Raw genomic sequence first — 26,700 nt, forward strand, 5'->3', positions numbered from 1 at the left:
AGCACTAGGAGGGCTGCCGCATGGTCAGCTTCGTCGACCGCGTGACGCTGTTCGTGCGCGCCGGACACGGCGGCAACGGCTGCGTGTCGGTGCGCCGTGAGAAGTTCAAGCCGCTGGCCGGCCCCGACGGCGGCAACGGCGGACACGGCGGCGACATCGTGCTCGTCGCCGACCCCCAGGTCACGACCCTCCTCGCGTACCACGGGCGGCCGCACCGGTCGTCCGACAACGGCCAGCCCGGCATGGGCGACAACCGATCCGGCGCCGCCGGCGAGACCCTCGAGCTCCCGGTGCCCGTCGGAACGGTCGTGAAGGACGAGGACGGCGTCGAGCTCGCCGACCTCGACCAGCCCGGCATGCGCTTCGTCGTCGCGCCCGGGGGCCTCGGCGGCCTGGGCAACGCGGCCCTCGCGAGCACCAAGCGCAAGGCTCCCGGCTTCGCGCTGCTCGGCACGCCCGGCTACGAGGGCGAGGTCGGCCTCGAGCTGAAGACCATCGCGGATGTCGCACTCGTCGGCTTCCCGTCGGCCGGCAAGTCCAGCCTCATCGCCGCCCTCTCGGCCGCACGGCCCAAGATCGCGGACTACCCGTTCACGACGCTGCATCCGAACCTCGGCGTCGTGCAGGCGGGCGACCACCGCTACACCGTCGCCGACGTGCCCGGCCTGATCGAGGGCGCGAGCGAGGGCAAGGGCCTCGGCCTCGAGTTCCTCCGCCACGTCGAGCGCTGCTCGGCGCTGCTGCACGTCATCGACTGCGCCACGCTCGAGCCCGGTCGCGACCCCGTCAGCGACCTCGACGTGATCCTCGGCGAACTCGCTGCGTATCCGGTGCCCGAGGGCCAGGTGCCGCTCCTCGACCGCCCGCAGCTCATCGCGCTGAACAAGGTCGACGTGCCCGAGGCCCGCGAGCTGGCCGACTTCGTGCGTCCCGAGTTCGAGGCGCGCGGCTATCGCGTGTTCGAGATCTCGACCGTGAGCCACGAGGGCCTCCGCCAGCTCGGCTACGCGCTCGGCGAGCTCGTCGACGAGGCGCGTGCCGCCGCCGCCGCGCCCGCACCCGAGCGCATCGTGATGCGCCCGAAGGCCGTCGACGAGGCCGGGTTCGTCGTGCGCCCCGAGGGCGGCAGCTACGGCACGATCTATCGCGTGCTGGGCGCGAAGCCCGAGCGCTGGGTCGCGCAGACCGACTTCACCAACGACGAGGCCGTCGGCTACCTCGCCGACCGGCTCGCCCGCCTCGGCGTCGAGGACCAACTCGTGCGCGCCGGCGCAGTCGCCGGCTCGACCGTCGTGATCGGCCCCGGCTCGGGCGTCGTCTTCGACTGGGAGCCGACGCTCACCTCGACCGCCGAGCTCATCACGGCCCCGCGCGGCACCGACGTGCGCCTCGACGAAAACCGTCGCGCGACCCGCGCCGAGCGCCGCAGCGAGTACCACGAGCGCATGGACGCCAAGGCCGAGGCCCGAGCCGAGCTGCAGCGCGAGCGCGAAGCCGGCCTGTGGGCGGCCGACGACGAGGATGCGATCGGGCCCGCCGAGCCCGGTACGGAGGACGACGACCGGTGACCCCGCGCACGCGCGCCGACATCCCGAACGCCCGTCGCATCGTCGTGAAGGTGGGCTCGTCGTCCATCAGCGGCGAGAACGCGGGTCAGATCGGTCCGCTCGTCGACGCCCTGGCCGCGGCGCACGAGCGCGGAACCGAGGTCGTGCTCGTCTCGTCGGGCGCGATCGCCACGGGCATGCCCTACCTCCGGCTCGACGAACGGCCCACCGACCTCGCGACGCAGCAGGCCGCGGCATCCGTGGGGCAGAACCTGCTCGTGTTCCGCTACCAGGACTCGCTCGACCGCTACGGCATCGTCGCCGGCCAGGTGCTGCTCACTGCGGGCGACCTCGAGCACGCCACCCCGCGCTCGAACGCCCAGCGCGCGATGGACCGGCTCCTCGCCCTGCGCATCCTGCCCATCGTCAACGAGAACGACACGGTGGCGACGCACGAGATCCGGTTCGGCGACAACGACCGGCTCGCCGCGATGGTGGCCGAGCTCATCGGCGCCGACCTGCTCGTGCTGCTCTCCGACGTCGACGCGCTCTACACGAAGCCCCCGCACGTCGACGGCGCGGAGCGCATCGACCACGTGGCGTTCGGCGATCCGCTCGCCGGCGTCGAGATCGGGTCGATCGGCCGGGCCGGCGTCGGCACCGGGGGAGCGGAGACCAAGGTCTCGGCCGCGCGCATCGCGGCGGAGTCGGGCGCAGCGGTGCTCATCACCGCGACGCCGCTCGTGTCGCAGGCCCTCACGGGCGACGAGGTGGGCACCTGGTTCGACGCGGCCCCCGTTCGTCACACGGCCGGGGCGTAGGTCCGGCTCGCCTAGGCTGGTGCCATGGAGCACCCCGATCTCGACACGACGGTGATCGATGCGCGGCTGGCCGCCGCGAAGGAGGCGTCGTACCGGCTCGCGCGCGCCACGACGGCCGAGAAGGATGCCGCGCTCGAGCGCGTCTCCGTCCTGCTCCGCGAGCGAACCGCCGACATCATCGCCGCCAATGCGCTCGACCTCGAGGCGGGCGGCGAGGCGGGCCTCTCCAGCGGACTCCTCGACCGGTTGGCCCTCGACGAGCGTCGGGTCGGCTCCCTCGCCGACGCCGTGCTCGAGGTCATCGCGCTCACCGATCCGATCGGCGACACCGTGAGCGGTCGCTCGCTCCCGAACGGCGTCCGCATCGACCAGGTGCGCGTGCCGCTCGGGGTCGTCGGCGCGATCTACGAGGCGCGCCCCAACGTGACGATCGACATCGCCGTCCTCGCGCTGAAGAGCGGCAACGCGGTCGTGCTCCGCGGCGGCACCGCTGCCGAGCAGACCAACCGCGTGCTCATCGGCGTGCTGCGCGACGCGCTCGAGTCCGTCGGCCTGCCCGCCGACGGCGTGCAGACGGTCGACGACTTCGGCCGCGCCGGCGCGCGCCACCTCATGCAGGCGCGCGAGTACGTCGACGTGCTCATCCCGCGCGGCAGTGCCGGGCTCATCCGCGCCGTCGTCGACGAGGCGAAGGTGCCCGTCATCGAGACGGGCGCGGGCGTCGTGCACATGTTCCTCGACGCGTCCGCCCGCGAGGACTGGGCCGTCGAGCTCGTCCACAACGCCAAGGTCCAGCGGCCGAGCGTCTGCAACGCGCTCGAGACCCTGCTCGTGCACCGCGACGCGGCCGAGCGCTTGCTGCCCGCGGTGCTCGACCGGCTCGAGGCATCCGGCGTCACCGTTCATGCCGACGAGCGCGTGCGCGCCCTGCGGCCCGAGACGGTGCCCGTGACCGAAGAGGACTGGGCGACCGAGCACATGAGCCTCGACCTCTCGGTGGGCATCGTCGACTCGATGGACGACGCCCTGCGCCACATTCGCCGCTTCTCGACGAAGCACACCGAGTCGATCGTCACGAACGACCTCGGCAACGCCGAGCGATTCCTCAACGAAGTGGACGCCGCGGCGGTCATGGTGAACGCGTCGACTCGGTTCACCGACGGCGCGGAGTTCGGGTTCGGCGCGGAGGTCGGCATCTCGACGCAGAAGCTGCATGCCCGCGGACCCATGGGCCTGCCCGAACTCACGAGCACGAAGTGGATCGTGCGCGGCGCCGGTCACGTGCGCGCCTGACCTCGCTAGACTGTCACGAGCGACACCCGCAGGATCGAAAGGAACGGCGAATGAGCCTCACGACCGCAGTGCTGACCGGCACGGTACTGGCCGAGACGGTGCACGCGAGGGAGCTCCCCGTTGAGCCCTGGGTCTACGGACTCGTGGCGCTCATCATCTTCGCCGCCCTGGCCTTCGTCGCGGCGTCCTACCGCGACGTCGCCAACCGTCACCGGGCGAAGGCCGCGGCCTACGCGGCGCGCCACGGCGGGGGCGAGCACGGCGGCCACTGAGCGAGCGTTCGCGCCATGACGGGCGGGAGCAGTCGACCACGCATCGGCGTGATGGGCGGCACGTTCGACCCGATCCACCACGGCCACCTGGTGGCGGCCAGCGAGGTCGCGCAGTCCTACGGGCTCGACGAGGTCGTGTTCGTGCCGACGGGGGAGCCGACGTACAAGTCGGTGGTCACCCCGGCCGAGCACCGCTACCTCATGACGGTCATCGCGACCGCGTCGAATCCGCGCTTCACGGTGAGCCGCGTCGACATCGATCGCGGCAAGCCGACGTTCACGATCGACACCCTGCGCGACATCCGTCGCGAGCGTCCCGACGCGGAGCTGTTCTTCATCACGGGAGCCGACGCGATCGCCCAGATCCTCAGCTGGCGCGACGTGGAGGAGCTCTGGGAGCTCGCCCACTTCGTGGCTGTGAGTCGTCCGGGACACGACCTGTCCGTTTCGGGTTTGCCCGAGCAGGACGTAAGCTTGCTGGAGGTCCCGGCACTGGCGATCTCGTCGACCGATTGCCGAGACCGGGTACGCCGGGGTTTCCCGGTGTGGTACTTGGTGCCTGATGGGGTCGTCCAGTACATCTCCAAGCACCACCTCTATCGGAGTGTCGCATGACGTCGTCGCAGGAACCGCCGCTGACGCGGCGAGAGATGCGAGAACGCGAACGCCTGCTCGAGCAGCAGGCGGCTTCGTCGACCCCCGAGGCCGCGCCCGCCCCGTCGCCGCAGCAGGTGCCGCCTCCGCAGCAGGTCCCGCCTCAGGCCCAGGTGCCGCCGCAGGCCGTGCCGGCTCCGCAGGCGCCGCCGACCGACTACATCGCGCCGCGTCCCGCCGGCGGGTTCTCCGAGCCGTCGTCGCCCTTCGGTGGTGCGGTCGTGACGCCGTCCGGCACGCCCGAGAGCGCGTTCCCGGCCCAGTTCGATCCCACCGCGTCCGCTCCGCCGCGGCAGGAGCCGTTCCCCGAGCCGTCGACCCCCGAGCGCACGCTCACGCGCCGTGAGCTGCGGGCGATGCTCGACGCGCATGCGGCCGGCGAGTTCCACGACCTCGACATCTTCGACGGGCTCGAGACCGAGGCCCCGGCCGCCCCGGCACCCGCCGCCGCGCCGGCGGCGCCCGCTCCCGTGCCCGGTGCGATGTCGAACCCGTTCGGCCAGGCCTCGGCGCCGACGCGTTCGCCCGCGCCGCACCAGGTGGCCGATTCCGCGATCGCCGACGAGCCCGCGGCCGCGCCCAAGCCCGTCGGGCATTGGACGTCGCAGCTCGACGCGCCGATCGAGCGCGCGGAGCCGTTCGACCAGCTGCTCTCGCGTGGCGGCATCAGCCACGGCGTCCCCACGACCACGAACGCCCTCATCCTGCCGAGCCTGCCCGACCAGGGCCCCATGAGCGACGCGCTCGCGAAGAGCGGCGAGGTCATCGTGACCGGGTCGATCGACCTGCCGCGCAGCTTCGGCGCGACGGGCGTGCACCCCAGCCAGATCGACTCCTCCGACGTCGACCGCCTGTTCGACCAGGTGGAGGACGGTGCCGGCGTCGGCGCCCCCGTCGCGGCCACGCGGGCGATCAGCACCCAGAACAACGCACGCGCCATGATGGCGCCGCCGAAGAAGGAGGGCATGAACGTTCCGCTCGTGCTCGCCGTCACCGCCGGCGTGCTCGCGCTCGGCGTCGTCGCCACCCTCATCATCGGCGCGGTCGCCGGCCTGTTCTGATCGGCCGCGTCATCACCACCAACCGGAAGTGAGCCTATGACCGCATCCGACCAGGCACTCGACTCGCTCGCCCTCGCGGCGCGCGCGGCCGATTCGAAGGGCGGCGAGGATCTCGTCGCCCTCGACGTGTCGGCGCCGCTGCCCTTCGCCGACGTGTTCCTCATCGTCACGGGCACGTCCGAGCGCAACGTCATCGCGATCGCCGACGAGGTCGAGGACGTGCTCCGCAAGGCGGGCGCCAAGACGCATCGACGCGAGGGTCACGATGCCGGACGATGGGTCCTCCTCGACTTCGGCGACCTCGTCGTGCACGTCTTCCACCGCGAGGAGCGGCTCTACTACGGCCTCGAGCGACTCTGGCTCGACTGCCCGGTGCTGCCGGTGGCGCCGTTGCTCGCAGCGGGCAGCAGCAGCACCGCGAACTGAGCTCGCGGCGTCCGCGGCATCCGCCGAGCGAGCACCGCTCGATTTCATCGGAGGGCCCCGGCTGGTGTAAGCTCAATTCGTTGCCCCGAACGGGGCGCACGGGTCTGTGGCGCAGCTGGTAGCGCACCTGCATGGCATGCAGGGGGTCAGGGGTTCGAGTCCCCTCAGATCCACCGAACACACGGAATGGCCGGTCGCGGAAGCGCCGGCCATCGTCGTCTCCGCAGTCTGCGCGGACGCCCAGCCAACCCGGGTTAGACTCGAACGGTGGACCTCCGAGACATTCCGCTCACGACCATCGACGGCGAGACGACGACCCTGGCCGAGTACGACGACCGCGTCGTGCTGGTGGTGAACGTCGCCTCGCGATGCGGGCTCACGCCACAGTACGAGAAGCTCGAGGCACTGCAGCGCGAGTACGGCGACCGCGGGTTCACGGTGCTCGGATTCCCCTGCAACCAGTTCGCCGGTCAGGAGCCGGGCAGCTCCGACGACATCAAGTCGTTCTGCTCGATGACCTACGGCGTGACCTTCCCGCTCATGGAGAAGGTGAAGGTCAACGGGCGCAAGCGGCATCCGCTCTACGTCGAACTCACCCAGGTGCCGGATGCCGCGGGCAAGGCCGGCCGCGTCACCTGGAACTTCGAGAAGTTCGTGCTGCTGCCCGACGGCGAGGTCGCCCGATTCCGCCCGAACGTGCAGCCCGACGACCCCGCGGTGATCGCGGTCATCGAGCGGGGCCTCGCGGAGGCCGCGGCCGCCTGACACGCGAGCGAGCCTCGGGCGGCGCGCTTCCTTGACCGCTTCGCCGGGCCGACCCACAATTGGGGGGTCCGGCAAAGCACGGGAAGCGGGGGAGCCATGACCGACGCGTACTCACGTCAGATCGTCGACCAGGGGGCGCAGGCCGGATATCCGGCCCAGCAGCCCGACGACACGGTCGTGATGCAGACGGGTCCCCAGCCCGAGTCGGGCGGTGCTTCGTCGCCCCGCTCGCCCTCGCGAGTGTGGGGTCGCGACCTGCGCTTCATGCTCGTCGTGCTCGTGGGCATCGTCGTGCTCTTCCTCGCGTTCGCCCTGCTCATCGCGTTCAGCCCGACGGGCGCCGCGATCAGTGCGCTCGCGGTGATCGCCGCGCCCATCGCCACGATGGTCGCCGCCTACTACGGCATCTCGCTCGCCCTGCGACAGGTGGCCGACGCGCGCAGCGCCGCCGAGGCCTCCGAGGAGCGTGCGCGTGCCGCCGAGTCGGCCGCCCGCGACTCCGACTCGTGGGCCGCGCAGATGGAGTCGGGCCTCCGAGTGGCGGTGGCGAAGCTCCGCGCGGCGAGCGAGAGCACGCGCGACGTCGAGCGCGCCGCGGGCACGCCCGACGACTTCTTCTGATCCCGAGATCGACGGATGCCGCGGCGGCCGCCTCGAGCCCGGCGCCGCGGCATCCGCCTGCCCGGGTGACCGTCGCGCCGGTCTCAGGCAGCCGTCGACGGCTAGAGGTCGGCGAGCACCGACACCGGACGCTCGATGCAGCGCGCGACGAACGTGAGGAACGCCGCGGCCTCCGCGCCATCGCAGACGCGGTGGTCGAACGAGAGCGTGAGCTCGGTCACGGTGCGCACGGCCAGCGCGCCGTCGACGACCCACGGCCGCTCCACGAGGCGCCCGATGCCGAGCATGGCCGCCTCGGGGAAGTTGATGATCGCGGCGGAGCCGTCGACGCCGAGCGTGCCGTAGTTGTTCAGCGTGAACGTGCCGCCCGTGAGCGCGGACGGCGGGAATGCCCCCGACGTCGCCTCCTCGCTGCGCGAGCCGATCGCGTCCCGCAGTTCGCGCAGCGACATCCGGCCCGCGCCGTGCACGACGGGCACGAGCAGGCCGCGCGGGGTCTGCGCCGCGATGCCGAGGTTCACGTCGCCGTGCAGCACGATCTCGTCGCGCTCGGCGTCGAAGCTCGAGTTGAGCAGCGGATGCCGCGCCAGGCCGGCCACGACGAAGCGCGCGACGAGCGCGGTGACGCCGAAGCGCTCGCCCGTCGCCTCCTGCAGCTGCCGGCGCGCGGCGAGGAGCTCGGTGGCGTCGACGTCCATCCAGACGGTCGCCTCGGGGATCTCGCGGCGCGACCGCGAGAAGTGCGCGGCGGCGGCGCGTCCCATGCGGTCGAGCGGCACGCGACGATCGCCGGCCGGCTCGGGGGTCGGAGCAGCGGATGCCGCAGCCTCCCGCACAGGCCCTGTTGGCCCGGCGGCGGGCGTCGCCTCAGGTGCCGCCGTCGTCGCGCCCTCGAGCTCCTGCACGTACGCCTCGACATCGCGGCGCATCACGAGGTGATCGGGGCCCGACCCGTCGAGCTGGCTCGCGTCGAAGCCGTGATCGCGCGCGATCCGGCGCACGATCGGGGAGACGACGGGGGAGCGGCGAGCGGGGTCCAGGCGTGCGGGCGCCGGGCCGGTGGCGGTCCGGCTCGCGTTGCCGGGACCACCTGAGGCGCCGGAGCCCGTTCCGGCCCCGCGCCGCCGGCGACCGAAGCGCGTCGGCGCCTCGGCGGAGCGCTTCGTCGCGGTCGTCGCCTTCGTGCCGTAGCCGATGAGCACGGCGCCCGACTCTTCGGAGGCGGCCTCGGTGGGCACGGCGATACCGGGCTCGGCGGCGACCGGCGCGGTCGCGGCATCCGTCGACGCCTCGACCGCCATCGTGGCATCCGATGCGACCTCGGCGCCGACCGGCGCGAGCGTCATGAGCACGTCGCCCGCGTGCAGCACCTGGCCGACCTCGCCGCCGAGCGTCTCGACGACGCCGGCGAACGGCGTGGGCAGCTGCACCACGGACTTCGCGGACTCGAGCTCGACGACGGGCTGGTCGATGCCGACCTCGTCGCCGGGCGCGACGAGCCAGGCGACGACCTCGGCCTCGGTGAGGCCCTCGCCGAGGTCGGGGAGGATGAAGTCGCGGCCCATCAGTCGTCCCACTCCCACGAGTCGAGCGCGGCGAGCACGCGGTCGGGCGTCGGCAGGTGGTACTCCTCGAGCTTCGGCGACGGGAACGGGATGTCGAAGCCGGTGATGCGCAGCACGGGCGCGGAGAGCCAGTAGAAGTTGCGCTCGGTCACCCGGGCGGCGACCTCCGCGCCGTAGCCGCCGAACTGCGCGGCCTCGTGGATCACGGCCGCCCGCGAGGTCTTGCGCACGGATGCCCCGACGGTCTCGTCGTCGAAGGGGGAGAGGCTGCGGAGGTCGACGACCTCGATCGACAGGTCCTCCGCCGCGGCGGCGTCGGCCGCCTCGAGGGCGGTGCGAACGGTCGGGCCGTACGCGAGCAGGGTCGCGTCGGTGCCCTCGCGGACCACGACGGCGCGGTCCATGGGCGCCGTGCGCACGGGCAGCGACATCTCGGCCTTCGACCAGTAGCGGCTCTTCGGCTCCATGAACACGACCGGGTCGTCGCTCTCGATCGCCTCGCGCAGCATCGAGTACGCGTCGGCGGGGTTGGAGGGCATCACGACCGTGAGTCCGGGCGTCGACGTCCAGTACGCCTCCGAGGAGTCGGAGTGGTGCTCGACGCCGCCGATGGCGCCGGCGCAGGGGATGCGCACGACCATCGGCAGCGTCATCCGGCCCTTCGTGCGGTTCCGCATCTTCGCAACGTGCGAGACCATCTGCTCGAACGCGGGGTAGCTGAACGCGTCGAACTGCATCTCGACGACCGGACGCATGCCGTACATGGCCATGCCCACCGCGGTGCCGACGATTCCCGACTCGGCGAGCGGCGCGTCCCAGATGCGGTCCTCCCCGAAGCGCGCCTGCAGTCCGTCGGTGACGCGGAACACGCCGCCCAGCGGGCCGACGTCCTCGCCGTAGACGACGACGCGGTCGTCGGCCTCCATCGCGTCGCGGAGCGCGGCGTTGAGCGCGCCGGCCATCGTGAGCTGCGTGGGCGCGGATGCCTCGGGCGCGTCGGGCTTGGTCGAGGTCGCGGTCATCGGGCGGCTCCGGCGTGGTCGGCGGCGTGCAGGGCGGCGTCGGCGAGTTCCGCCTCGAGGCGCGCACGCTGCTCGAGGAGGGAGGCACGCTCCCGGCCGTAGACGTGGTCGAAGAGCTCCAGCGGGTCGAGCTCGGCCTCGGCGGTCATGACCTCGCGCGTGTGGGCGGCGACGGCCTCCGCGGCATCCGCGATCTCGGCACGGGCCGACTCGCTCAGCGCGCCCTCGGAGACCAGGTACTTCTCGAGGCGCTCGATCGGATCGCGGCGCTTCCAGTGCTCGACGTCGCGCGAGAGCCGGTAGCGCGTGGGGTCGTCGGAGTTCGTGTGCGCCTCGATGCGATAGGTGAGGCCCTCGATGAGGGTCGGACCGCCGCCGGCGCGGGCGCGGTCGACGGCGTCGCGGGTGACGGCGTACATCGCGGCGACGTCGTTGCCGTCGACGTGGTAGCCGGGCATGCCGTATCCGACGGCCTTGTCGGCAAGCGTGGCCGCACGAGTCTGCCGCGAGACCGGCGTCGAGATCGCGAACCCGTTGTTCTGGATGAGGAAGACGGTGGGCGTCTGCCAGACCGCCGCGAAGTTGAACGCCTCGTGCGCGTCGCCCTCGCTCGTCGCGCCGTCGCCGAGGTACGTCATCGTCACGATCGGGTCCTGGCGCAGGCGGGCGGCGTGCGCGAGTCCCACGGCGTGCAGCGCCTGCGTCGCGAGCGGGGTGGCCTGCGAGGCGGTGCGGTGGGCGTGCTGGTCGTAGCCGTTGTGCCAGTCGCCGCGGAACGAGGCGAGGATGTCGCCGGGCTCGATGCCGCGCGTGAGCAGCGCGATGCTGTCGCGGTAGGTGGGGAAGAACCAGTCGCGCGCCTCGAGCGCCGAGATGGCGCCGATCTCGCAGGCCTCCTGCCCGTAGGCGGAGGGATACGTCGCGAGGCGGCCCTGCTTCGTGAGGGCGGTGACCTGGACGTCGAAGCGCCGTGCGACGACCATCCGCCGGTACAGCTCGACGAGCGTCTCGACGTCGGGCAGCTCGAATCCGCCGGCGGCCGCGCCGTGCACCGCGTGGCCGGCGTTGTCGAGCAGCCGGATCGGTTTCTCGGACGGGAGTGTGCGGACGCTGTGGTGCTCGACGTTGAGGCTCATACGGCCAATCGTCCCGCCCATCCGGAGGCGCTCGCTGGGCGTCCCGGACAAGCGTGAACGAACGGCACTGCCAGCGTGAAACGGTTGCCGTTCGTCCGCCGTGAGGGCCCTCAGGTGCGCCAGATGTCCAGGGTCTGTGCAGGCGGATGTCCGTCGAGTTCGGCGAGGATCAGGTGCGACCTCGTGGACACCACGCCGGGCATGTCGTGGATGTCGCGGAGGATGGCCTGGCTGAGCTGCTCGTGGTCGGGCGCGCTCACCGTGAGCATGATGTCGATGTCGCCCGAGACGGCCTGCACCTTCTCGACGAAGGGGAGCGTCGCGAGCTTCGCGGCGATCTGCTCCCACGACACCTCGCCGATGCGCACCACCACGAGCGCCGAGATGTTCAGGCCGATCGCCTTGCGGTCGATCTGCGCGCCGAAGCCCGTGATGACGCCGCGCTTCTGCAGTTGCTGCACGCGGTTGTGGGCGGCGGTGCGGGAGATGTGCACGCGCTCCGCGAGGGTGCGGACGGAGAGGCGGCCGTCCCGGCTGAGCTCCGCGACGATGCGCCGATCGATGCTGTCGAGCGGCTCGTTCCGGTGCGGTGCTGGCTGGGTCATCGTCGTCCTCGGTGCTCAAGGCCAGCGTAGCGAATGCGGCGCCTCGTGCGCCGGAGTGATGCGCGCATCGGGGCGTGCCTCACGGCCCGTGGGAGCATGAGCCAGACGACCCCGATCCCGCGGAGCCACCCGTTCGCGACGCGCTCGGTGCGTGCCGTCCAGCGGAAGCCGTACGCCTCGCGGACCGCGGCCGGGAGGAGCGCCGCCGTCAGGAGTCGCACGGGCGCGAGCAGGGTGGTCGCGCCCGCGGGGAACCCGGCCTGCCGCGACAGCAGCGCCCGCGCCACTGCACGGGCCTCGTCGCCCACCGCCAGCCGCCCGGCGCGATCGGCCCACCACGCGTCGAACTCCGCTCGCGTCTCGGGCCACCCCTCCCGGGTCGCCTGGAGGTGCTGACCCACGGCGGCGTAGCCGCGCACGATCGCGTCACCCGTCGCCTCGTCGACCGGGCCCCAAAGCCGCTCCCGCAGGTCGAGCGCCACGGCCGCGAGCGTCGAGGCCACCCAGCGCTGGGCGTCCGCGTCGAAGGCGCTGTAGGCCGGGCGACCCTCGCCCGCGGCGGCGCGCACCGGCACGTGCGCGGCGTTGACCGCCCGCACCGCGGCGCGCACGGTCTCGTCGTCGCCGAACCCCACCGCGTAGATGTAGTCGAGCGTGCCGAACAGGCGATCCAGGGGACGCGAGCGGAAGTCGCTGTGCCGGACCACGCCGTGGGCGATCCGGGGGTCGGCGAGCTGCAGGAGGAGCGCCGCGCCGCCGCCGAGCAGCAGCACGCCCTCCGCGCCGTGCCGGCGGAACACCTCGAGCTCGTCCTGGTCGCGCATCCGTACCAGTCTGGACTGCCGTCGGGCCCGTCGCGGACGCGGCGTCGCCGTCAGTACCAGTTGACCGCCTCGGAATGCGCCCACGCGGCGCACGGCGAGCCGTACCTGGCGTCGATGTACCCCAGGCCCCAGTCGATCTGCGTGGCCGCGTTGGTGCGCCAGTCGGCGCCGGCGCTCGCCATCTTGCTGCCGGGCAGGGACTGGGGGATGCCGTAGGCGCCGCTCGAGGCGTTGTACGCGTCGGCCCGCCAGCTCGACTCCCGCGTCCAGAGCAGGTCGAGGCACCGGAACTGGTCGGAGCCCCAGCCGTACGCGCCCATGCGGCTCGCGGCGTACGCCTTGGCCGCCGCCCGGTCGACGACGACGCCGGGCGGAGGTGCGCCGACGTCGCCGCCGTTCGACGCCGCAGCGGCGGCGGCAGCCGCGGCCTCACGTGCGGCCTGTTCCTGGGCCACCTGCTCGCCGATCCGGTACTGCCGCTCGAGCTCCACCGTGCGGTCGCGCAGGCTCGCGAGCTGGGCGTAGAGCGTGTCGAGCACGCCCTGCTGCTCGATCACGCGGGCCTCGGCCGCCTCGTGCGCGGCCTCGGCGGCGTCGGCGGCCGCCACGGCTTCGGCGGCGAGCCGGGTGCGCTCCGACTCGGCGACGTCCGCCTGCCCGCTCAACGCCGCGGCATCCGCTCGCGTCGCCTTCGCCCGCGCCGCGACCCCGCCGTAGAGGTCGGCGAGCTGCGCCGCGCGAGAGAGGCCCATGAGGAGGTCGGAGGCGCTGCCGTCGTCGAAGAAGAGCCGGAGACCCACGTCGGCTCCGCCCGAGCGGGCGAGCACCGCGCCGACCCGCCCGAGACGGGCGGCGGATGCCTCGGCCTCGGCCGTGGCCGCGTCCGCCTCCGCACGCAGGGTGGCGGCTCGCGTCTCCGCGGCGGCGCGCGCCGACTCGGCCGCAGCGGATGCCGCGGCAGCCTCGACCGCGGCATCGCCCAGGCGTCCCGCCTCGGCCTCGAGCTCGTCGACGAACGCGGTGATCCGCGACGCCTCGGCCTCGCGGCTCGTCACGTCGGCCTTCGCGGCCTGCACCTCGTCCCAGGTCGGATAGTCCTCGGCGACGGCCGGAACGGCGGGCAGGGCGATCACGGCGAGCACCACCGCGATACCCGCGACCGCCTTCCCTCCGATTCGCACAGGACCCCCTCCGAGCCCCGCGAGTCTAACCGCGGGCCCGCTCGGCGGACGTCCGGACACGCAGCGTACACTCGGGCCGGTGCGAACGACGAGAACGACGATCCTGCCGCTGCTGGCCGTGGCCGTGCTCGTCGGCGGTGCCGCGTGCGCCGCTCCCGCGTCCGATGACCGCACGTCCGGCGAGACCTCGGCGTCGGCCTCCGAGCTGCCCGTCCAGTCGATCGGCGACTGGGTCGACGAGCGGATGTCGGAGCTCACCACCGAGCAGAAGGCGGCGGCGCTGCTCATGCTGCACGCCCCGGGCATCGACCCCGCGCCGCTGCGGGCGTACGTCGACCAGGGCGTCTCCGGCCTCATCCTCATGGGCGACAACATGCCCGAGACCCCGCCCGAGCTCGCCGAGCTGACGGCCGCCGTCCAGGACGATCCCGAGGCGCCCGCGCTGATCGGGATCGACGAGGAGGGCGGCGAGGTGCAGCGCCTGCCGTGGGACGACCAGCCCGGCGCCGACCAGCTGCGGAACGAGCCGCCCGCGGCATCCGAGGACGCGTTCGCTGCCCGTGCCGCCGCCCTCGCCGACGCGGGCGTCTCGGTGAACTTCGGGATCGTGGCCGACGTCACGCCCGACCCCGAGTCGTTCATCGCGGGCCGCATCCTCGGGACGGACCCGACGGGAGCGGCGGATCGCGTCGCGGCCGCCGTGTCGGGGGAGCGCCACGTCGTGGAGAGCACGCTCAAGCACTTCCCGGGCCACGGCGCCGCCCCAGGGGACTCCCACACGAGCATTCCGACCGCGCCGCTGACGATGGACGAGTGGCGCACCGGTCCGGCCGTGCCGTTCGAGGCCGGCATCGATGCGGGTGCCGAGCTCGTGATGACCGGTCACCTGGCCTACCCCGCGATCGACCCGGCGCCGGCCTCGCTCTCGCCGGAGTGGCACCGGATCCTCCGCGACGAGCTGGGCTTCGACGGGGTCGTCGTGAGCGACGACATGCTCATGCTGCAGCGGAACGACCTGCCCGAGTACGCCGATCCCGGCGAGAACGCCGTGCGAGCGGTCGCGGCGGGCTGCGACCTGCTGCTGTACGTGCTGCCCGCCGATCCGGCCGATGTCGGCATCTCCGTCGACGGCCTCGTCGGGGCCATCAGCGGCGCGGTGGACTCCGGCCGCTTGAGCGAGGAGCGCCTCGACGACGCGGTCGAGCGGGTGCTCACCCTCCGCCGTTCGATCGCGGTCGAGGAAACGGATTCGGGATCCGGGGAATAGACCCGACGGTTCCATGCGTTCGTATCGAGTGTGGCCGATCCGGCCGCACGATACCGAACACGGAGAACAACGCACTATGACGAGCACCGCCACGATCGAGATCCCCGGCTACCGAGTGGGCACCTGGAAGGTCGACACCGCGCACAGCGAGGTCGGCTTCAGCATCCGCCACCTCATGATCAGCAAGGTGAAGGGCAAGTTCGAGCGCTTCGACGCGACCTTCGTCACGGCCGAGAACCCCCTCGACTCGCAGGTCACCGCGTCCGCCGAGGTCGCCTCGATCACCACGAACGAGCCGAACCGCGACGCCCACCTGCGCACCGGCGACTTCTTCGAGGCGGAGACCCACCCGACGATCGACTTCGTCTCCACCGGCGTGCGCGTCGAGGGCGGCGACTTCAAGGTGGACGGCGACCTCACCATGCGCGGCATCACCAAGCCCGTGACATTCGACTTCGACTTCGGCGGCTTCGGCGGCGACCCCTACGGCAACTACAAGGGCGGCGCCACCGCGAAGGCCGTCGTGAACCGCGAGGACTTCGGCCTCAGCTACAACGCGGCGCTCGAGACCGGCGGCGTGCTCCTCGGCGACCAGGTCACCATCACGCTCGAGCTCCAGGCTGCCCTCGCGCAGTAGCCCGACGCGTGCGAACGGGCGGCGCCGACTCTCGGCGCCGCCCGTTCGTCGTCCCGGCGGCTTCCGCGTCGACGTCGACCGGCTCAGGCCGTCGTGACCGCGTCGAGACGTTGGCCCGTGAAGCGGGCCCACCTCGCGAGCGCCGAGCGATAGCGCGCGGGCTCGAGGTCGCCGTCGAAGCCGTGCAGGGCGACGGTTGCCCCGCCTCGCGCCCGAGCGACCTTCCACAGGCCCTCGACCACGCCGCCGGCCACGAGGATCGGCTGGAACACGCCGTTGCCGCCCGGCACCACGCGGCCGGCGTGCAGCGGTTCGCAGACCGGAGCGCGGTCGCGGTAGCCGAGGAAGTACTCGTCGAACGCGGCGAGCGCGTGGCGCCCGGTCGCGCGCGGCGCCGCGGCGTCGGGATCGGCCGCCCAGCCGGCGTCGGCGGCCACGAACCGCTCGTCGTCGAACACGGTGACCGCGTCGCCCGCGGCCGCGAGCGCCGTGCGCGCGTCGCCGAGCGTGAGCCCCGCCCACCAGGCGAAGTCCTGCACGGTCACCGGGCCATGCCCGACGACGTACGCGGTGAGCAGGCCCGCGAGGACCTCCTCGCGATCGGGGAGCCCGCCGCGCTGCGGCGCCCACTCGTCGAGCAGGACGAAGCGCTGGGTGCGGCCCTCGACCGGTCCGCAGCAGACCACCGCCTCGAGCGCGAGCCACCAGATCAGGTGGTACCCGCGCTGGCCCGCCGTCGAGATGCCGGCGTCCTCCCACGCGGCGAGCAGCTCCTCACGAGACATCGCACCGCCGGCGAGCTCCCGCTCGGCCACCGCGCGAGCACGCCGGTAGACGGCGTCGTCGAGCTCGAGCGTGCGGTGGGTGAGCGTCGCCCGTCGCAGCTCGCGAGCCCCGGTGATCGACAGGATCGGCCGGAGCCGCTCGGTGGGGAGGATGTGCAGCGTGCCCCGCATCGGCCAGGAGCGCACCACCTCGCGCGACTCGAGCGCCGCGTCGACGTCGGCACTGACGGACCCCGGGACCCGCGCGCCGAGCACCCACTTCGATGCGACGAAGTCCTGCGCCTGCACGGCCCCGAGGCGGCGCACGGCGTCGACGATCGTGGGCAGCCCGTCGCGGAGTCCGTGCGCGGCGAGGCGGGCGGAGCGAAGTCGGGCCGTGCTGGCGGGCGTCGGCATGCCTCGAGTCTGGCGGATGCCGGGGACATCCGTCGGGAGACACCCGCTCGGCGCCGTGGCCGCGGACGGATCGGTGCACGGCGGTACCCGGGGAGCTCGCGGCGGTCATTCATGCTGCGAGCGATAGACTGGGCGGCTGTGCCGTTCGGCACCTCGCCCACCACCCGTTCCGCCCGGAGGATCCCCGTGCTCGCCGTCCATGATCTCGAGATCCGCATCGGCGCGCGCGTGCTCATGGAGCACGTGGACTTCCGCGTCTCCTCAGGCGACAAGGTGGGACTCGTCGGCCGCAACGGCGCCGGCAAGACGACCCTCACGAAGACGCTCGCGGGCGAGACGCTGCCGACCGGCGGGCGAATCGACCGTTCGGGCGAGATCGGCTACCTGCCGCAGGATCCGCGTTCCGGCGATCCCGACATGCTCGCGCGTACGCGCATCCTCGACGCCCGCGGCCTCGGCTCGCTCGTGCTCGGCATGCACGAGGCATCCGTGCAGATGGGCAGCGACGACGCCGCCGTCGCCGAGCGCGCGATGAAGAAGTACGGCAACCTCACCGACCGCTTCACGGCGCTCGGCGGGTACGCCGCCGAGGCGGAGGCCGCGTCGATCGCGTCGAACCTCAACCTGCCCGACCGCATCCTCGACCAGCCGTTGAAGACCCTGTCGGGCGGACAGCGCCGCCGCATCGAGCTGGCCCGCATCCTCTTCTCGGACGCCGAGACGATGATCCTCGACGAGCCCACCAACCACCTCGACGCCGACTCCGTCGTCTGGCTGCGCGAGTTCCTGAAGGGCTACAAGGGCGGCGTGATCGTGATCAGCCACGACGTGGAGCTCGTCGGCGAGGTCGTGAACCGCGTGTTCTACCTCGATGCGAATCGCTCGGTCATCGACATCTACAACATGGGCTGGAAGCACTACCTGCGCCAGCGGGCCGCCGACGAGGAGCGCCGCAAGAAGGAGCGCGCCAACGCCGAGAAGAAGGCTGGCGTGCTCCAGCTGCAGGCGGCCAGGTTCGGCGCGAAGGCGTCGAAGGCAGCCGCGGCGCACCAGATGGTCGCGCGCGCCGAGAAGCTGCTCGCCGGGCTCGAGGAGGTGCGCTCGGTCGACCGCGTGGCCAAGCTCCGCTTCCCCACGCCGGCGCCCTGCGGTCGCACGCCGCTCACCGCGAGCGACCTCTCGAAGAGCTACGGCTCGCTCGAGATCTTCACGGCCGTCGACCTCGCGATCGACCGCGGGTCGAAGGTCGTCATCATCGGGCTCAACGGCGCGGGCAAGACCACCCTGCTCCGCATCCTCGCGGGCGTCGACGCACCCGACACGGGCGTCATCGAGCCCGGCCACGGACTGCGCGTCGGCTACTACGCCCAGGAGCACGAGACGCTCGACGTGAAGCGGAGCGTGCTGCAGAACATGGTGAGCGCGTCGCCGAACCTCACCGAGACCGAGGCGCGCAAGGTGCTCGGCTCGTTCCTCTTCACGGGCGACGACGTGCACAAGCCCGCCGGGGTGCTCTCAGGTGGCGAGAAGACGCGTCTCGCGCTCGCGATGATCGTGGTGTCGGGGGCGAACGTGCTCCTCCTCGACGAGCCGACGAACAACCTCGACCCCGCGAGCCGCGAGGAGATCCTCGACGCGCTCGCGCACTACGAGGGGTCGGTCGTGCTCGTCAGCCACGACCCGGGCGCGGTCGAGGCGCTCAACCCCGAGCGCGTCCTCATCATGCCCGACGGCACCGAGGACCACTGGTCGAAGGAGTACCAGGAGCTCATCGAGCTGGCGTGACGGCGGCGCGTCGCGAAAGCGACCGCGAGCATCGGGACGGGCCCCGCTGCCCCTACCGCCGGTCGAGCACCTCGTCCTCGAGGTCGGCGTCCGCATCCTTCCGCTCGCGCTTCGGTCGCCTCGGCGCCCGCACGGGCGTGCCCGAGACCGGCGCGCCGGGTGCCATCGCGGCATCCGTCGTCGCATGCGAGCCGGCGGATGCCTCGGCGAGGCCCCTGCGCTCCTGGTTCGCGGCCCAGGCGAGCCCGACGAACCCGAGCAGCGCGAACACGAACCACTGCAGCGCGTAGGAGAGGTGCGGACCCTCGTCGCGCGCCGGGCGCATGGCCGCCAGGGGAGGCTCATCGGCGTCGTCGCCGCGCTGCACGAGCAGGCCGTACGCGCCCGTGTAGGTCGGTCCGCCGACGCGGTCGGAAAGCTCGTCGAGGTCGATCGTGGCGAGCTCGTTCCCGGTCGACGTGCGTCCGGCGATCCGGCCTTCACCCGCCTTCAGTCGCGCCTCGACGTCGACGCGTCCGGCCGGCGGCGCCGCGTACTCGCTCGGCCGACCATCGGAGTCCTGCGCGATCCAGCCGCGGTTCACCATGAACACGGTGCCGTCGTCGAGCCGGAACGGCGTGATCACCTCGAAGCCCGAACTGCCCTGGAACGGGCGGTTGCGCACGACGACCTCCTCGTCGGCCAGGTACTCGCCCGAGAGGGCGACGACCTGCCAGCGCTGATTGGCGTCGAACCCGTCGGGATCGGGCAGGGCCTCGGCCACCGGGATCGCCTCGGCGTCGTAGTTGGCGTCGATCCGCGCGACCTCGGCGAGCGCCTCGGCGCGCCGGTTGAGCTGCCACGTGCCGAGCGCGCAGCAGGCGATCGCGAACACGATCACGAGCGCCAGGTAGCCCGCCCAGCGGGGCGACCTGAGGAAGGACCATTCGCTCACGGCTCGGCCCCCGCGGCGGCATCCGTCACCGGGTCGAAGGCCGCGACGCGCACCGGGAAGGACCGGGCCTCGAGGAATCCGCGGAGGTACTCCACGTGCTCGTCGCAGGCGAGCCAGGTCTTCCACCGGTCGCCGGTGTGGATGCGCGGGTTCTGCCAGTCGATGCGCCAGGTCGCGGGCTCACGGCACGCGGCGCGCGAGCAGACGTCCTGGGCGGATTCCGCCCCGATCGCGCCGATCACGCGGCACCGCGCTCGTCGCCGTCGCGATCGGATGACGCGGAGCCCGGGTCGTCGGCCGAGGTCTGCGCGTCCGTCGGCTCGCCGGCTCGGGGCGACGCGTCGTCGGGCCCGTCGGCGCCGGCTGCGTCGCCATCGGATCGGGCGTCGTCGTCGGGCGGTGTCCCGACCGGGACGATGCTTCCGGGCCGCAGCACCTCGTCGTTGCGCGTCGGACCGCTCACGTTGGCGAGCACGACCGCGACGTAGGGGAGGAACACCGCACCGGCGGCGAACACGGCGAGCCACCAGCCCTTCGCGAACAGCATGCAGAAGATGCACACGACGCGGATGGACATCGCGACCGTGTACTTGATCATGCGCGAACGCCGCTCCGCTTCGGGCGAGGGCGGCAGCGTGGTGATCGACTGCTGCTTCATGCTGGTCGCCGTGGGTCTCGCGGCGCCCTCCTCATGCCTCAAGCCTACGTCCGTCAGGGCCCCGCGGATGCCCCGATCGGCGAGCCTCTATGCTGGGACGGGCCGATCGGCCGGGGCGTCGCCCCTTCGCAGCAGGGCATCGCCCGACCGCACAGAACGGAGTCCAGCATGATGACGAGCCGCACCGTCCTCGTGACCGGTGGCAACCGGGGGATCGGCTACGCGATCGCCCAGGAGTTCCTCGCCGAGGGCCACCGGGTCGCGGTCACCGCGCGCTCCGGCGAGGGCCCCGAGGGCGCGCTCACGGTCCGGGCCGACGTCACGGATGCAGCGTCGGTCGACCAGGCCTTCACCGAGGTCGAAGCGGCCCTCGGTCCCGTCGAGGTCATCGTGGCGAACGCCGGCATCACGCGCGACACGCTCCTGCTGCGCATGACCGAGGACGAGTTCACGAGCGTCATCGACACCAACCTGACTGGCGCGTTCCGCGTGATCAAGCGCGCGTCGAAGGGCATGCTCAAGGCGCGGTTCGGCCGCATCGTGCTCATCTCGAGCGTCGTCGGCCTCTACGGCTCGCCCGGGCAGGTGAACTACGCGGCGTCGAAGGCCGCCCTCGTGGGCATGGCGCGCTCGCTCACCCGCGAGCTCGGCGCGCGGAACATCACGACGAACGTCGTGGCCCCCGGCTTCATCCAGACCGACATGACCGACGAGCTGTCGGAGGCGCAGCAGGCCGACTACCAGAAGACCATCCCGCTGGGTCGCTTCGCGACGCCCGTCGAGGTCGCGAAGGTCGTCACCTGGCTCGCCGGCGACGACGCGGGCTACATCTCGGGCGCCGTCATCCCCGTCGACGGCGGCCTCGGGATGGGGCACTAGGCCCCACCGCTCGCTGCGGACGCGACCGCTCAGCGGTCGATGCGCACTACCGAGTACTCCGTGGTCGGCGTCGGCGGCGTGTCGAAGCGCGCGTTCGGGAGGAAGAGGCTCTTCCCGAACTTCGCGACGGTCGTCGGCACCTGGAAGTGGGGGTCCGTGATCGTGTCGACGACGGTGCCGTTCGAGCCGTCGGGGGCCAGCTCGACGACGGCGACCGCATTGCCGAAGTTCTGCACGACGTAGAGCGTGCGGCCGACCACGAGCAGGCCGTCGCCATTGTCCAGGGTCGCGCCGCCGAGATCGACAGCCGTGGCGTCACCGGTGGCGGGATCGACCCGGAACAGCGTCGCGGTCGCCGACTGGATGACGAGCAGCGCCTTGTGATCGGGTGTCTCGGCGATGCCGTTCGCATTGAATGCGTTGGGGACCTGCGTCCAGTCGCCCGAGAGCGGCAGGGTCACGACGTCGGAAGCGTCGGGAAGCGCGCCCGCCGGGCCCACGGGCAGGAAGTACAGCTCGGCGGCGGAGCTGTTCGTGAACCACGCGCCGTCGCGGGTCAGCACGACGTCGTTGATGAACGCCGGCCCCGTGGTGAGCTGATACTCCTCCAGCAGCGCTCCGGTCGACGCGTCGACGACGCGCGCCTCGCCCGTCGGTCCGCCGGCGATGAAGAGCCGTCCGCGCTGGTCGACCTTCAGGCCCACCGAGGGCGTGCCAGGACCCTGGAGGGTCGTGATCTCGGCGCCCGTGCGCAGGTCGACGACGTAGACGTCGCCGTCGGCGAGCGAGCCGACGTAGGCCGTCGGTCCGTTGCCGATCGCGATCCCCTCGGGCTGGAACCCGTCGGGCAGCGAGATGACGTCCTCGACGGAGCCGCCTCCGGGCGGACTGCCTGCTGCCTGTGCGGTGCCGACCGCGCCGACGGCCATCAGCCCGGTCAGCGCGGCGGCGGCGAACGTACGTGCGACGATGCGACCGGACATGGGGTCAGGCTACGACCGATCCGACACGGCGGTGCGGGTTCGGAGGAAGCTCCCAGCCCGCTTCGGATCGGCCTCGCGCGTGCGGTCAGCCGCGAAGGCCGAGCAGGGGGAGCACGGTGCTGAGGTCGGGCACGTCGATCGCGACATCCGCCTGTCGCCGCACGACCGGCTTCGCGCAGAACGCGACTCCCAGGCGCGCGCGGCCGAGCATCTGCAGGTCGTTGGCGCCGTCGCCGACGGCGACCGTGCGCTCCAGCGGGATGCCGCTCGCCGCCGCCCACTCCTCGAGCGCCGCGGCCTTGCCGCCCGCGTCGACGATGGCGCCGTCGACCCGACCGGAGAGGCGGCCGTCGACCACCTCCAGCCGGTTCGCGCGGCAGAAGTCGAGGCCCAGCCGCTCGGCGAGCGGATCGAGCAGCTCGTGGAAGCCGCCGGAGACCACGCCGACCCGGCCGTCGATCGCGTGCACCCGCTCGATGAGCTCCTCGACGCCCGGCGTGGGCGTCATCCGGGCGCGGGCGCGCTCGAGCTCGGCCACGTCGAGTCCGGCGAGCGTCGCGACGCGCTCGCGCAGGCTGGCCGCGAAGTCGAGCTCGCCGCGCATCGCGCGCTCGGTGACCTCGGCGACGAGCTCGAGGCTGCCCGCGGCATCCGCCAGCAGTTCGATCGCCTCTTCGCGGATGAGCGTGGAGTCGGCGTCGAGCACGACGAGGGGGCCGCTCGCGCGGCCGGCCGTGCCGCCCGTCACGCGGAGACCCGGACCCGGGAGCCCTTGCCGACGACCGTGATGCCGCTGTCGGTCACGATGAAGCCGCGCGCCAGGTCTTCGGCGCGGTCGACGCCGATGTGCGCACCGGCCTCGACGACGACCTCCTTGTCGAGGATCGCCCGCTGCACGGTCGCGCCCGCCTCGATGCGCGCACGGTCGAACAGGATCGAGTCGGCGACGTGCGCCCCCGAGCCCACGATCGCCCACGGGCCGAGCACGCTGCGCTCGACGTGCGCGCCGGAGATCACGGACCCGAGCGACACGATCGAGTCGATGACCGTGCCGAGCGAGCCGCGAGCGTCTCGCGTGAACTTCGCGGGCGGCGAGTTGAGCTGCTGGCTGAAGATCGGCCACTCGCGGTTGTAGAGGTTGAACACCGGCAGCACCGAGATGAGGTCCTGGTGCGCCTCGAAGAACGAGTCGATCGTCCCCACGTCGCGCCAGTAGTAGCGGTCGCGGTCGGTGGATCCGGGCACGTCGTTGCGCTTGAGGTCGTAGACGCCCGCGGCGCCCTGGGCGACGAAGGCGGGGATGATGTCGCCGCCCATGTCGTGGCTCGAGTCGGTGCGCTCCCCGTCGCGGAGCACGGCGTCGATGAGCGCGTCGGCGTCGAACACGTAGTTGCCCATCGAGGCGAGCACCTCGTTGGGGGAGTCGGGCAGGCCGACCGGCTCCTTCGGCTTCTCGAGGAAGCGATGGATGCGGTCGGGCTGCTCCTTGTCGACCTCGATCACGCCGAACTGGTCGGCCAGCGAGATGGGCTGGCGGATCGCGGCGACCGTCGCCGCCTGGCCCGACTGGATGTGCGCGTCGATCATCTGGCTGAAGTCCATGCGGTACACGTGATCGGCGCCGACGACGACGATGATGTCGGGCTGCTCGTCGTAGATGAGGTTGAGGCTCTGCAGGATCGCGTCGGCCGACCCCGAGAACCAGCGCTTGCCGAGGCGCTGCTGCGCCGGCACTGAGGCGACGTAGGAGTTCAGCAGCCCGTTCATGCGCCAGGTCTGCGAGATGTGGCGGTCGAGGCTGTGCGACTTGTACTGCGTGAGCACCACGATCTGCCTGAGGCCGGAGTTCAGCAGGTTCGACAGGGCGAAGTCGATGAGCCGGTACTGTCCCCCGAACGGAACCGCGGGCTTGGCCCGGTCCTCCGTGAGGGGCATGAGCCGCTTGCCCTCGCCGCCGGCGAGCACGATGCCGAATACCTTGCGCGTGGCCATGGACCCCAGCGTAGTCAGACGCCGCGCGATTTCGGGGGTCGATGTCGGCCCATGTCGCATGCGGCACGTGCTGCGCTACCGTGGCAGCATGCGTGTCGACCTGCTCACCCGCGAGTATCCGCCCGAGGTCTACGGAGGGGCGGGGGTGCATGTCGCCGAGCTCGTCAGGGCGCTGCGCCGCGACCTCGACGTGATCGTCCGCTGCTTCGGCGCACCACGCGACGAACCCGGCACGATCGGCTACTCGACCCCCGCCGAGTTCGACGGCCGCAACGCTGCGCTCGGCACCATGGGCGTCGACCTGCTGATGGCCGGGGATGCCGCGGGCGCCGACCTCGTGCACTCGCACACCTGGTACGCAAACTTCGCCGGCTTCACCGCCAAACGCCTGCACGACATCCCGCACGTCGTCACCGCGCACAGCCTCGAGCCGCTGCGTCCGTGGAAGGCCGAGCAGCTCGGCGGGGGCTACCGGCTCTCGTCGTGGGTGGAGCGCACCGCGTTCGAGGACGCCGACGCGGTGATCGCGGTGAGCGACGGCATGCGCCGCGACATCCTGCGCGCGTACCCCGCCATCGACCCCGAGCGCGTCGAGGTCGTCTACAACGGCATCGACCTCACCGACTGGAAGCCGAACCACGACGCCGACCTCGCGCGATCGCTGGGGCTCGACCCCGACCGGCCGTCGGTGATCTTCGTGGGCCGCATCACCCGGCAGAAGGGCCTTCCGTACCTGCTGCGCGCGGCGCGGATGCTGCCGCCCGACGTGCAACTCGTCCTCTGCGCGGGCGCGCCCGACACCGAGGAGATCATGGCCGAGGTCACGGGCCTCGTCGAGGAGCTCAGCGCCGAGCGCGGCGGTGTCGTGTGGATCGACCGGCACCTCCCGCGGCCGGAGCTCACCGCGCTCCTCACCGCGGCGACCACGTTCGTGTGCCCCTCGGTGTACGAGCCGCTCGGCATCGTGAACCTCGAGGCGATGGCCTGCGGCGCACCCGTCGTGGGCACCGCCACGGGCGGCATCCCCGAGGTCGTCGAGGACGGCGTCACGGGCGTGCTCGTGCCCATCGAGCAGGTCGACGACGGCACCGGGACCCCGCTCGACCCCGACGCGTTCGTCGCCGATCTCGCCGCCGCGCTGACGCGCGTGGTGGGCGATCCGGCCACGGCGAAGGCGATGGGGGAGGCCGGTCGCCGACGCGCCGAGGAGCACTTCGCGTGGGACGCGATCGCCGCTCGCACGCAGGAGCTCTACGCCCGGGTCCTCGGGAGGTGAGCCACCGAGAGGCGGCGCCGCTGACGATCGTGCGCGGACCGGAGGGCCCTTCCGGTCCCGATAGCATGGTGGGCATGGCGAGTACGGTGCTGCAGTTCCACGACGTGTCGGTGATCCGAGACGGGAATCCGATCCTCGACTCGGTGACGTGGAGCGTCGACTCCGACCAGCGCTGGGTCATCCTCGGTCCGAATGGGGCCGGAAAGACCACGCTGCTGCAGATCGCGGCCGCGGCGATGCACCCGACCAAGGGCACGGCCGACGTGCTCCAGGAGTCGCTCGGCAAGGTCGACGTCTTCGAGCTCCGCCCGATGATCGGCTTCGCGTCGACCGCGATGGCTCGAAAGATCCCCAAGAACGAGACCGTGCTCGACGTGGTGCTCACGGCCGCCTACTCGGTCACCGGGCGCTGGAACGAGGAGTACGAGGAGATCGACCTCCGCCGCGCCCAGCGCGTGCTCGCCGAGTGGGGCCTCGAGGGCTTCGCGGAGCGCCGCTTCGGCAGCCTCTCCGACGGGGAGCAGAAGCGCGTGCAGATCGCCCGCTCGGTGATGACCGACCCCGAGCTGCTGCTCCTCGACGAGCCCGCCGCGAGCCTCGACCTCGGCGCTCGCGAGGAGCTCGTCGGCCTGCTCGGCGGGTACGCCTCGTCGCCGTCGTCTCCCGCGATCGTCATGGTCACCCACCACGTCGAGGAGATCCCGCACGGCTTCACGCACGCGCTGCTGCTCTCGGACGGCAAGGTGGTCACGGCCGGTCCGCTCGCCGAGGCGCTCACGTCCGACAGCCTGAGCGAGACGTTCGGGATCTCGATCGACCTGTCCGAGGCCGAGGGGCGGTTCGCCGCGCGTGCGGCCTGACGTGCGACCGCGTCGACTCTGCTAGACTCGACAGCTGGCCCGAGGGCCACGAAGCTTTTCCTGTGCCCAGTGCGCGGGATTCCCCGTCAGATCCGATCAACAAGGAAGTCTCCATGAAGACCGACATCCACCCCGAGTACAACGCGATCGTCTTCCGCGACCTCGCCTCGGGCGCCACGTTCCTCACCCGCTCGACCGCGACGAGCGACAAGACCATCGAGCTCGACGGTGTCACCTACCCCGTCATCGACGTCGAGATCTCGTCGGAGTCGCACCCGTTCTACACGGGCAAGCAGCGCATCATGGACTCGGCCGGCCGCGTCGAGAAGTTCAACCAGCGCTTCAAGAACTTCGGCAAGTAATCCTGCCGACCGGAAGGGGGGGGGGGGCCGGGGGCCCCCCCCGCCCCCAGCCCCCCCCCCCGCAACAGGGGGGGGGTATAAAAAAAAAAAAAA

General features: G+C 72.2%; 29 protein-coding genes and 1 tRNA gene. 17 read left to right on the top strand and 13 right to left on the bottom strand.

All coding sequences use genetic code 11. The annotated features are described in order from the left end of the window. The first annotated feature begins 20 nt into the window (after positions 1–20). From obgE to ACWGO8_RS17580, 10 genes are all read left to right on the top strand, one after another. Positions 21–1,568 carry a GTPase ObgE gene (obgE, locus tag ACWGO8_RS17535; RefSeq protein ID WP_452044255.1) on the top strand — a complete coding sequence of 516 codons (1,548 nt, stop codon included), beginning with the start codon at positions 21–23 and terminating at the stop codon, positions 1,566–1,568. Beyond that, on the top strand, positions 1,565–2,368 hold the full coding sequence (gene proB, locus ACWGO8_RS17540) for a glutamate 5-kinase (protein ID WP_452044256.1): 804 nt from the start codon (positions 1,565–1,567) through the stop codon (positions 2,366–2,368). The genes obgE and proB overlap by 4 nt, the downstream gene beginning before the upstream one ends. Positions 2,369–2,392: 24 nt before the next feature. After that, positions 2,393–3,661 carry a glutamate-5-semialdehyde dehydrogenase gene (locus ACWGO8_RS17545; protein WP_452044257.1) on the top strand — a complete coding sequence of 423 codons (1,269 nt, stop codon included), beginning with the start codon at positions 2,393–2,395 and terminating at the stop codon, positions 3,659–3,661. 50 nt (positions 3,662–3,711) lie between these two features. Further along, a complete protein-coding gene (locus tag ACWGO8_RS17550; protein ID WP_376954770.1) occupies positions 3,712–3,933 on the top strand; it encodes a hypothetical protein in 222 nt (73 codons plus the stop codon). A gap of 15 nt (positions 3,934–3,948) precedes the next feature. Beyond that, complete coding sequence (gene nadD / locus ACWGO8_RS17555) at positions 3,949–4,548, top strand: nicotinate-nucleotide adenylyltransferase (protein ID WP_376954768.1); 600 nt, start codon at positions 3,949–3,951, stop codon at positions 4,546–4,548. A gap of 35 nt (positions 4,549–4,583) precedes the next feature. Beyond that, positions 4,584–5,648: a hypothetical protein gene (locus ACWGO8_RS17560; RefSeq protein ID WP_452044258.1), complete on the top strand. Its 1,065-nt coding sequence runs from the start codon at positions 4,584–4,586 to the stop codon at positions 5,646–5,648. Positions 5,649–5,684: 36 nt separating this feature from the next. After that, a complete protein-coding gene (rsfS, locus tag ACWGO8_RS17565) occupies positions 5,685–6,074 on the top strand; it encodes a ribosome silencing factor (protein ID WP_452044259.1) in 390 nt (129 codons plus the stop codon). Positions 6,075–6,174: 100 nt separating this feature from the next. Continuing rightward, positions 6,175–6,247 (top strand) — tRNA-Ala (locus ACWGO8_RS17570). A gap of 94 nt (positions 6,248–6,341) precedes the next feature. Beyond that, on the top strand, positions 6,342–6,839 hold the full coding sequence (locus ACWGO8_RS17575) for a glutathione peroxidase (RefSeq protein WP_452044260.1): 498 nt from the start codon (positions 6,342–6,344) through the stop codon (positions 6,837–6,839). A gap of 96 nt (positions 6,840–6,935) precedes the next feature. Next, positions 6,936–7,460: a hypothetical protein gene (locus ACWGO8_RS17580; RefSeq protein ID WP_452044261.1), complete on the top strand. Its 525-nt coding sequence runs from the start codon at positions 6,936–6,938 to the stop codon at positions 7,458–7,460. A gap of 101 nt (positions 7,461–7,561) precedes the next feature. Here ACWGO8_RS17580 and ACWGO8_RS17585 read toward each other — a convergent pair whose 3' ends face one another. The 6 genes from ACWGO8_RS17585 to ACWGO8_RS17610 all read right to left on the bottom strand — a co-directional run bounded on the left by ACWGO8_RS17585 (position 7,562) and on the right by ACWGO8_RS17610 (position 13,793). Then, positions 7,562–9,037, bottom strand: coding sequence for a dihydrolipoamide acetyltransferase family protein (locus ACWGO8_RS17585; RefSeq protein ID WP_452044262.1), 1,476 nt, complete (start codon positions 9,035–9,037; stop codon positions 7,562–7,564). Then, positions 9,025–10,047 carry an alpha-ketoacid dehydrogenase subunit beta gene (locus tag ACWGO8_RS17590; protein ID WP_452044263.1) on the bottom strand — a complete coding sequence of 341 codons (1,023 nt, stop codon included), beginning with the start codon at positions 10,045–10,047 and terminating at the stop codon, positions 9,025–9,027. Before ACWGO8_RS17590 ends, ACWGO8_RS17585 begins: the two co-directional genes overlap by 13 nt. Continuing rightward, positions 10,044–11,183, bottom strand: coding sequence for a pyruvate dehydrogenase (acetyl-transferring) E1 component subunit alpha (gene pdhA / locus ACWGO8_RS17595; protein ID WP_452044264.1), 1,140 nt, complete (start codon positions 11,181–11,183; stop codon positions 10,044–10,046). Before pdhA ends, ACWGO8_RS17590 begins: the two co-directional genes overlap by 4 nt. A 110-nt stretch (positions 11,184–11,293) precedes the next feature. Next, a complete protein-coding gene (locus tag ACWGO8_RS17600; protein WP_148734963.1) occupies positions 11,294–11,788 on the bottom strand; it encodes an Lrp/AsnC family transcriptional regulator in 495 nt (164 codons plus the stop codon). Then, a complete protein-coding gene (locus tag ACWGO8_RS17605; RefSeq protein WP_452044265.1) occupies positions 11,785–12,612 on the bottom strand; it encodes an oxygenase MpaB family protein in 828 nt (275 codons plus the stop codon). Before ACWGO8_RS17605 ends, ACWGO8_RS17600 begins: the two co-directional genes overlap by 4 nt. Positions 12,613–12,662: 50 nt before the next feature. After that, positions 12,663–13,793, bottom strand: a complete 1,131-nt coding sequence (locus ACWGO8_RS17610; RefSeq protein ID WP_452044266.1) for an aggregation-promoting factor C-terminal-like domain-containing protein — start codon at positions 13,791–13,793, stop codon at positions 12,663–12,665. A gap of 79 nt (positions 13,794–13,872) precedes the next feature. Between ACWGO8_RS17610 and ACWGO8_RS17615 the strand changes: the two genes are divergently transcribed. After that, positions 13,873–15,060, top strand: coding sequence for a glycoside hydrolase family 3 N-terminal domain-containing protein (locus tag ACWGO8_RS17615; protein ID WP_452044267.1), 1,188 nt, complete (start codon positions 13,873–13,875; stop codon positions 15,058–15,060). A 76-nt stretch (positions 15,061–15,136) separates the two neighbouring features. After that, complete coding sequence (locus tag ACWGO8_RS17620; protein ID WP_376954753.1) at positions 15,137–15,697, top strand: YceI family protein; 561 nt, start codon at positions 15,137–15,139, stop codon at positions 15,695–15,697. An 83-nt stretch (positions 15,698–15,780) separates the two neighbouring features. On the opposite strand, the gene ACWGO8_RS17625 is transcribed toward ACWGO8_RS17620, so the two are convergent. Next, complete coding sequence (locus ACWGO8_RS17625) at positions 15,781–16,878, bottom strand: winged helix DNA-binding domain-containing protein (RefSeq protein ID WP_452044268.1); 1,098 nt, start codon at positions 16,876–16,878, stop codon at positions 15,781–15,783. A gap of 186 nt (positions 16,879–17,064) precedes the next feature. Between ACWGO8_RS17625 and ACWGO8_RS17630 the strand changes: the two genes are divergently transcribed. Next, the gene (locus ACWGO8_RS17630) at positions 17,065–18,663 is read left to right on the top strand and encodes an ABC-F family ATP-binding cassette domain-containing protein (protein WP_452044581.1); all 1,599 of its coding nucleotides are present in this window, start codon (positions 17,065–17,067) and stop codon (positions 18,661–18,663) included. Between the two features lie 52 nt (positions 18,664–18,715). Here the strand turns inward: ACWGO8_RS17630 and ACWGO8_RS17635 are convergent, their stop codons facing one another. Genes ACWGO8_RS17635 through ACWGO8_RS17645 form a run of 3 tightly spaced genes read right to left on the bottom strand, consistent with a single transcriptional unit; the run spans position 18,716 to position 20,255 of the window. Next, positions 18,716–19,597 (bottom strand): SURF1 family cytochrome oxidase biogenesis protein, encoded by an 882-nt coding sequence (locus ACWGO8_RS17635; protein WP_452044269.1) that lies wholly within the window; start codon positions 19,595–19,597, stop codon positions 18,716–18,718. Continuing rightward, positions 19,594–19,839 (bottom strand): hypothetical protein, encoded by a 246-nt coding sequence (locus ACWGO8_RS17640; protein WP_452044270.1) that lies wholly within the window; start codon positions 19,837–19,839, stop codon positions 19,594–19,596. Before ACWGO8_RS17640 ends, ACWGO8_RS17635 begins: the two co-directional genes overlap by 4 nt. After that, positions 19,836–20,255 carry a DUF3099 domain-containing protein gene (locus ACWGO8_RS17645; RefSeq protein WP_452044271.1) on the bottom strand — a complete coding sequence of 140 codons (420 nt, stop codon included), beginning with the start codon at positions 20,253–20,255 and terminating at the stop codon, positions 19,836–19,838. Before ACWGO8_RS17645 ends, ACWGO8_RS17640 begins: the two co-directional genes overlap by 4 nt. A 168-nt stretch (positions 20,256–20,423) precedes the next feature. On the opposite strand from ACWGO8_RS17645, the gene fabG reads away from it, so the two are divergent. After that, entirely contained in the window at positions 20,424–21,134 is a 711-nt protein-coding gene (gene fabG, locus ACWGO8_RS17650) for a 3-oxoacyl-ACP reductase FabG (protein ID WP_452044272.1), read from the top strand. A 29-nt stretch (positions 21,135–21,163) separates the two neighbouring features. Here fabG and ACWGO8_RS17655 read toward each other — a convergent pair whose 3' ends face one another. The 3 genes from ACWGO8_RS17655 to glgC all read right to left on the bottom strand — a co-directional run bounded on the left by ACWGO8_RS17655 (position 21,164) and on the right by glgC (position 24,109). After that, complete coding sequence (locus tag ACWGO8_RS17655; protein WP_452044273.1) at positions 21,164–22,117, bottom strand: SMP-30/gluconolactonase/LRE family protein; 954 nt, start codon at positions 22,115–22,117, stop codon at positions 21,164–21,166. 85 nt (positions 22,118–22,202) lie between these two features. Continuing rightward, positions 22,203–22,865, bottom strand: coding sequence for a phosphoserine phosphatase SerB (gene serB / locus ACWGO8_RS17660; protein ID WP_452044274.1), 663 nt, complete (start codon positions 22,863–22,865; stop codon positions 22,203–22,205). Continuing rightward, positions 22,862–24,109, bottom strand: a complete 1,248-nt coding sequence (gene glgC / locus ACWGO8_RS17665) for a glucose-1-phosphate adenylyltransferase (RefSeq protein ID WP_376954739.1) — start codon at positions 24,107–24,109, stop codon at positions 22,862–22,864. Before glgC ends, serB begins: the two co-directional genes overlap by 4 nt. A gap of 88 nt (positions 24,110–24,197) precedes the next feature. Between glgC and glgA the strand changes: the two genes are divergently transcribed. From glgA to ACWGO8_RS17680, 3 genes are all read left to right on the top strand, one after another. Continuing rightward, positions 24,198–25,385 (top strand): glycogen synthase, encoded by a 1,188-nt coding sequence (glgA, locus tag ACWGO8_RS17670; protein WP_452044275.1) that lies wholly within the window; start codon positions 24,198–24,200, stop codon positions 25,383–25,385. 74 nt (positions 25,386–25,459) lie between these two features. Beyond that, positions 25,460–26,245, top strand: coding sequence for an ABC transporter ATP-binding protein (locus ACWGO8_RS17675; RefSeq protein WP_452044276.1), 786 nt, complete (start codon positions 25,460–25,462; stop codon positions 26,243–26,245). Positions 26,246–26,358: 113 nt separating this feature from the next. Further along, the gene (locus ACWGO8_RS17680) at positions 26,359–26,607 is read left to right on the top strand and encodes a type B 50S ribosomal protein L31 (RefSeq protein ID WP_376954735.1); all 249 of its coding nucleotides are present in this window, start codon (positions 26,359–26,361) and stop codon (positions 26,605–26,607) included. Positions 26,608–26,700 lie beyond the last annotated feature (93 nt).

The organism is Agromyces sp. NPDC055661 (genome assembly GCF_053618135.1).

What these genes read in the sequence shown, in the direction of transcription:
- ACWGO8_RS17655 (WP_452044273.1), bottom strand. Translation starts at nt 22,117, where the DNA reads ATGTCCGGTCGCATCGTCGCACGTACGTTCGCCGCCGCCGCGCTGACC.
- obgE (WP_452044255.1), top strand. Translation starts at nt 21, where the DNA reads ATGGTCAGCTTCGTCGACCGCGTGACGCTGTTCGTGCGCGCCGGACAC.
- ACWGO8_RS17600 (WP_148734963.1), bottom strand. Translation starts at nt 11,788, where the DNA reads ATGACCCAGCCAGCACCGCACCGGAACGAGCCGCTCGACAGCATCGAT.
- ACWGO8_RS17590 (WP_452044263.1), bottom strand. Translation starts at nt 10,047, where the DNA reads ATGACCGCGACCTCGACCAAGCCCGACGCGCCCGAGGCATCCGCGCCC.
- rsfS (WP_452044259.1), top strand. Translation starts at nt 5,685, where the DNA reads ATGACCGCATCCGACCAGGCACTCGACTCGCTCGCCCTCGCGGCGCGC.
- glgC (WP_376954739.1), bottom strand. Translation starts at nt 24,109, where the DNA reads ATGGCCACGCGCAAGGTATTCGGCATCGTGCTCGCCGGCGGCGAGGGC.
- ACWGO8_RS17605 (WP_452044265.1), bottom strand. Translation starts at nt 12,612, where the DNA reads ATGCGCGACCAGGACGAGCTCGAGGTGTTCCGCCGGCACGGCGCGGAG.
- glgA (WP_452044275.1), top strand. Translation starts at nt 24,198, where the DNA reads ATGCGTGTCGACCTGCTCACCCGCGAGTATCCGCCCGAGGTCTACGGA.
- ACWGO8_RS17645 (WP_452044271.1), bottom strand. Translation starts at nt 20,255, where the DNA reads ATGAAGCAGCAGTCGATCACCACGCTGCCGCCCTCGCCCGAAGCGGAG.
- ACWGO8_RS17545 (WP_452044257.1), top strand. Translation starts at nt 2,393, where the DNA reads ATGGAGCACCCCGATCTCGACACGACGGTGATCGATGCGCGGCTGGCC.
- fabG (WP_452044272.1), top strand. Translation starts at nt 20,424, where the DNA reads ATGATGACGAGCCGCACCGTCCTCGTGACCGGTGGCAACCGGGGGATC.
- ACWGO8_RS17550 (WP_376954770.1), top strand. Translation starts at nt 3,712, where the DNA reads ATGAGCCTCACGACCGCAGTGCTGACCGGCACGGTACTGGCCGAGACG.
- nadD (WP_376954768.1), top strand. Translation starts at nt 3,949, where the DNA reads ATGACGGGCGGGAGCAGTCGACCACGCATCGGCGTGATGGGCGGCACG.
- ACWGO8_RS17560 (WP_452044258.1), top strand. Translation starts at nt 4,584, where the DNA reads ATGCGAGAACGCGAACGCCTGCTCGAGCAGCAGGCGGCTTCGTCGACC.
- pdhA (WP_452044264.1), bottom strand. Translation starts at nt 11,183, where the DNA reads ATGAGCCTCAACGTCGAGCACCACAGCGTCCGCACACTCCCGTCCGAG.
- ACWGO8_RS17680 (WP_376954735.1), top strand. Translation starts at nt 26,359, where the DNA reads ATGAAGACCGACATCCACCCCGAGTACAACGCGATCGTCTTCCGCGAC.
- ACWGO8_RS17625 (WP_452044268.1), bottom strand. Translation starts at nt 16,878, where the DNA reads ATGCCGACGCCCGCCAGCACGGCCCGACTTCGCTCCGCCCGCCTCGCC.
- ACWGO8_RS17580 (WP_452044261.1), top strand. Translation starts at nt 6,936, where the DNA reads ATGACCGACGCGTACTCACGTCAGATCGTCGACCAGGGGGCGCAGGCC.
- ACWGO8_RS17675 (WP_452044276.1), top strand. Translation starts at nt 25,460, where the DNA reads ATGGCGAGTACGGTGCTGCAGTTCCACGACGTGTCGGTGATCCGAGAC.
- ACWGO8_RS17620 (WP_376954753.1), top strand. Translation starts at nt 15,137, where the DNA reads ATGACGAGCACCGCCACGATCGAGATCCCCGGCTACCGAGTGGGCACC.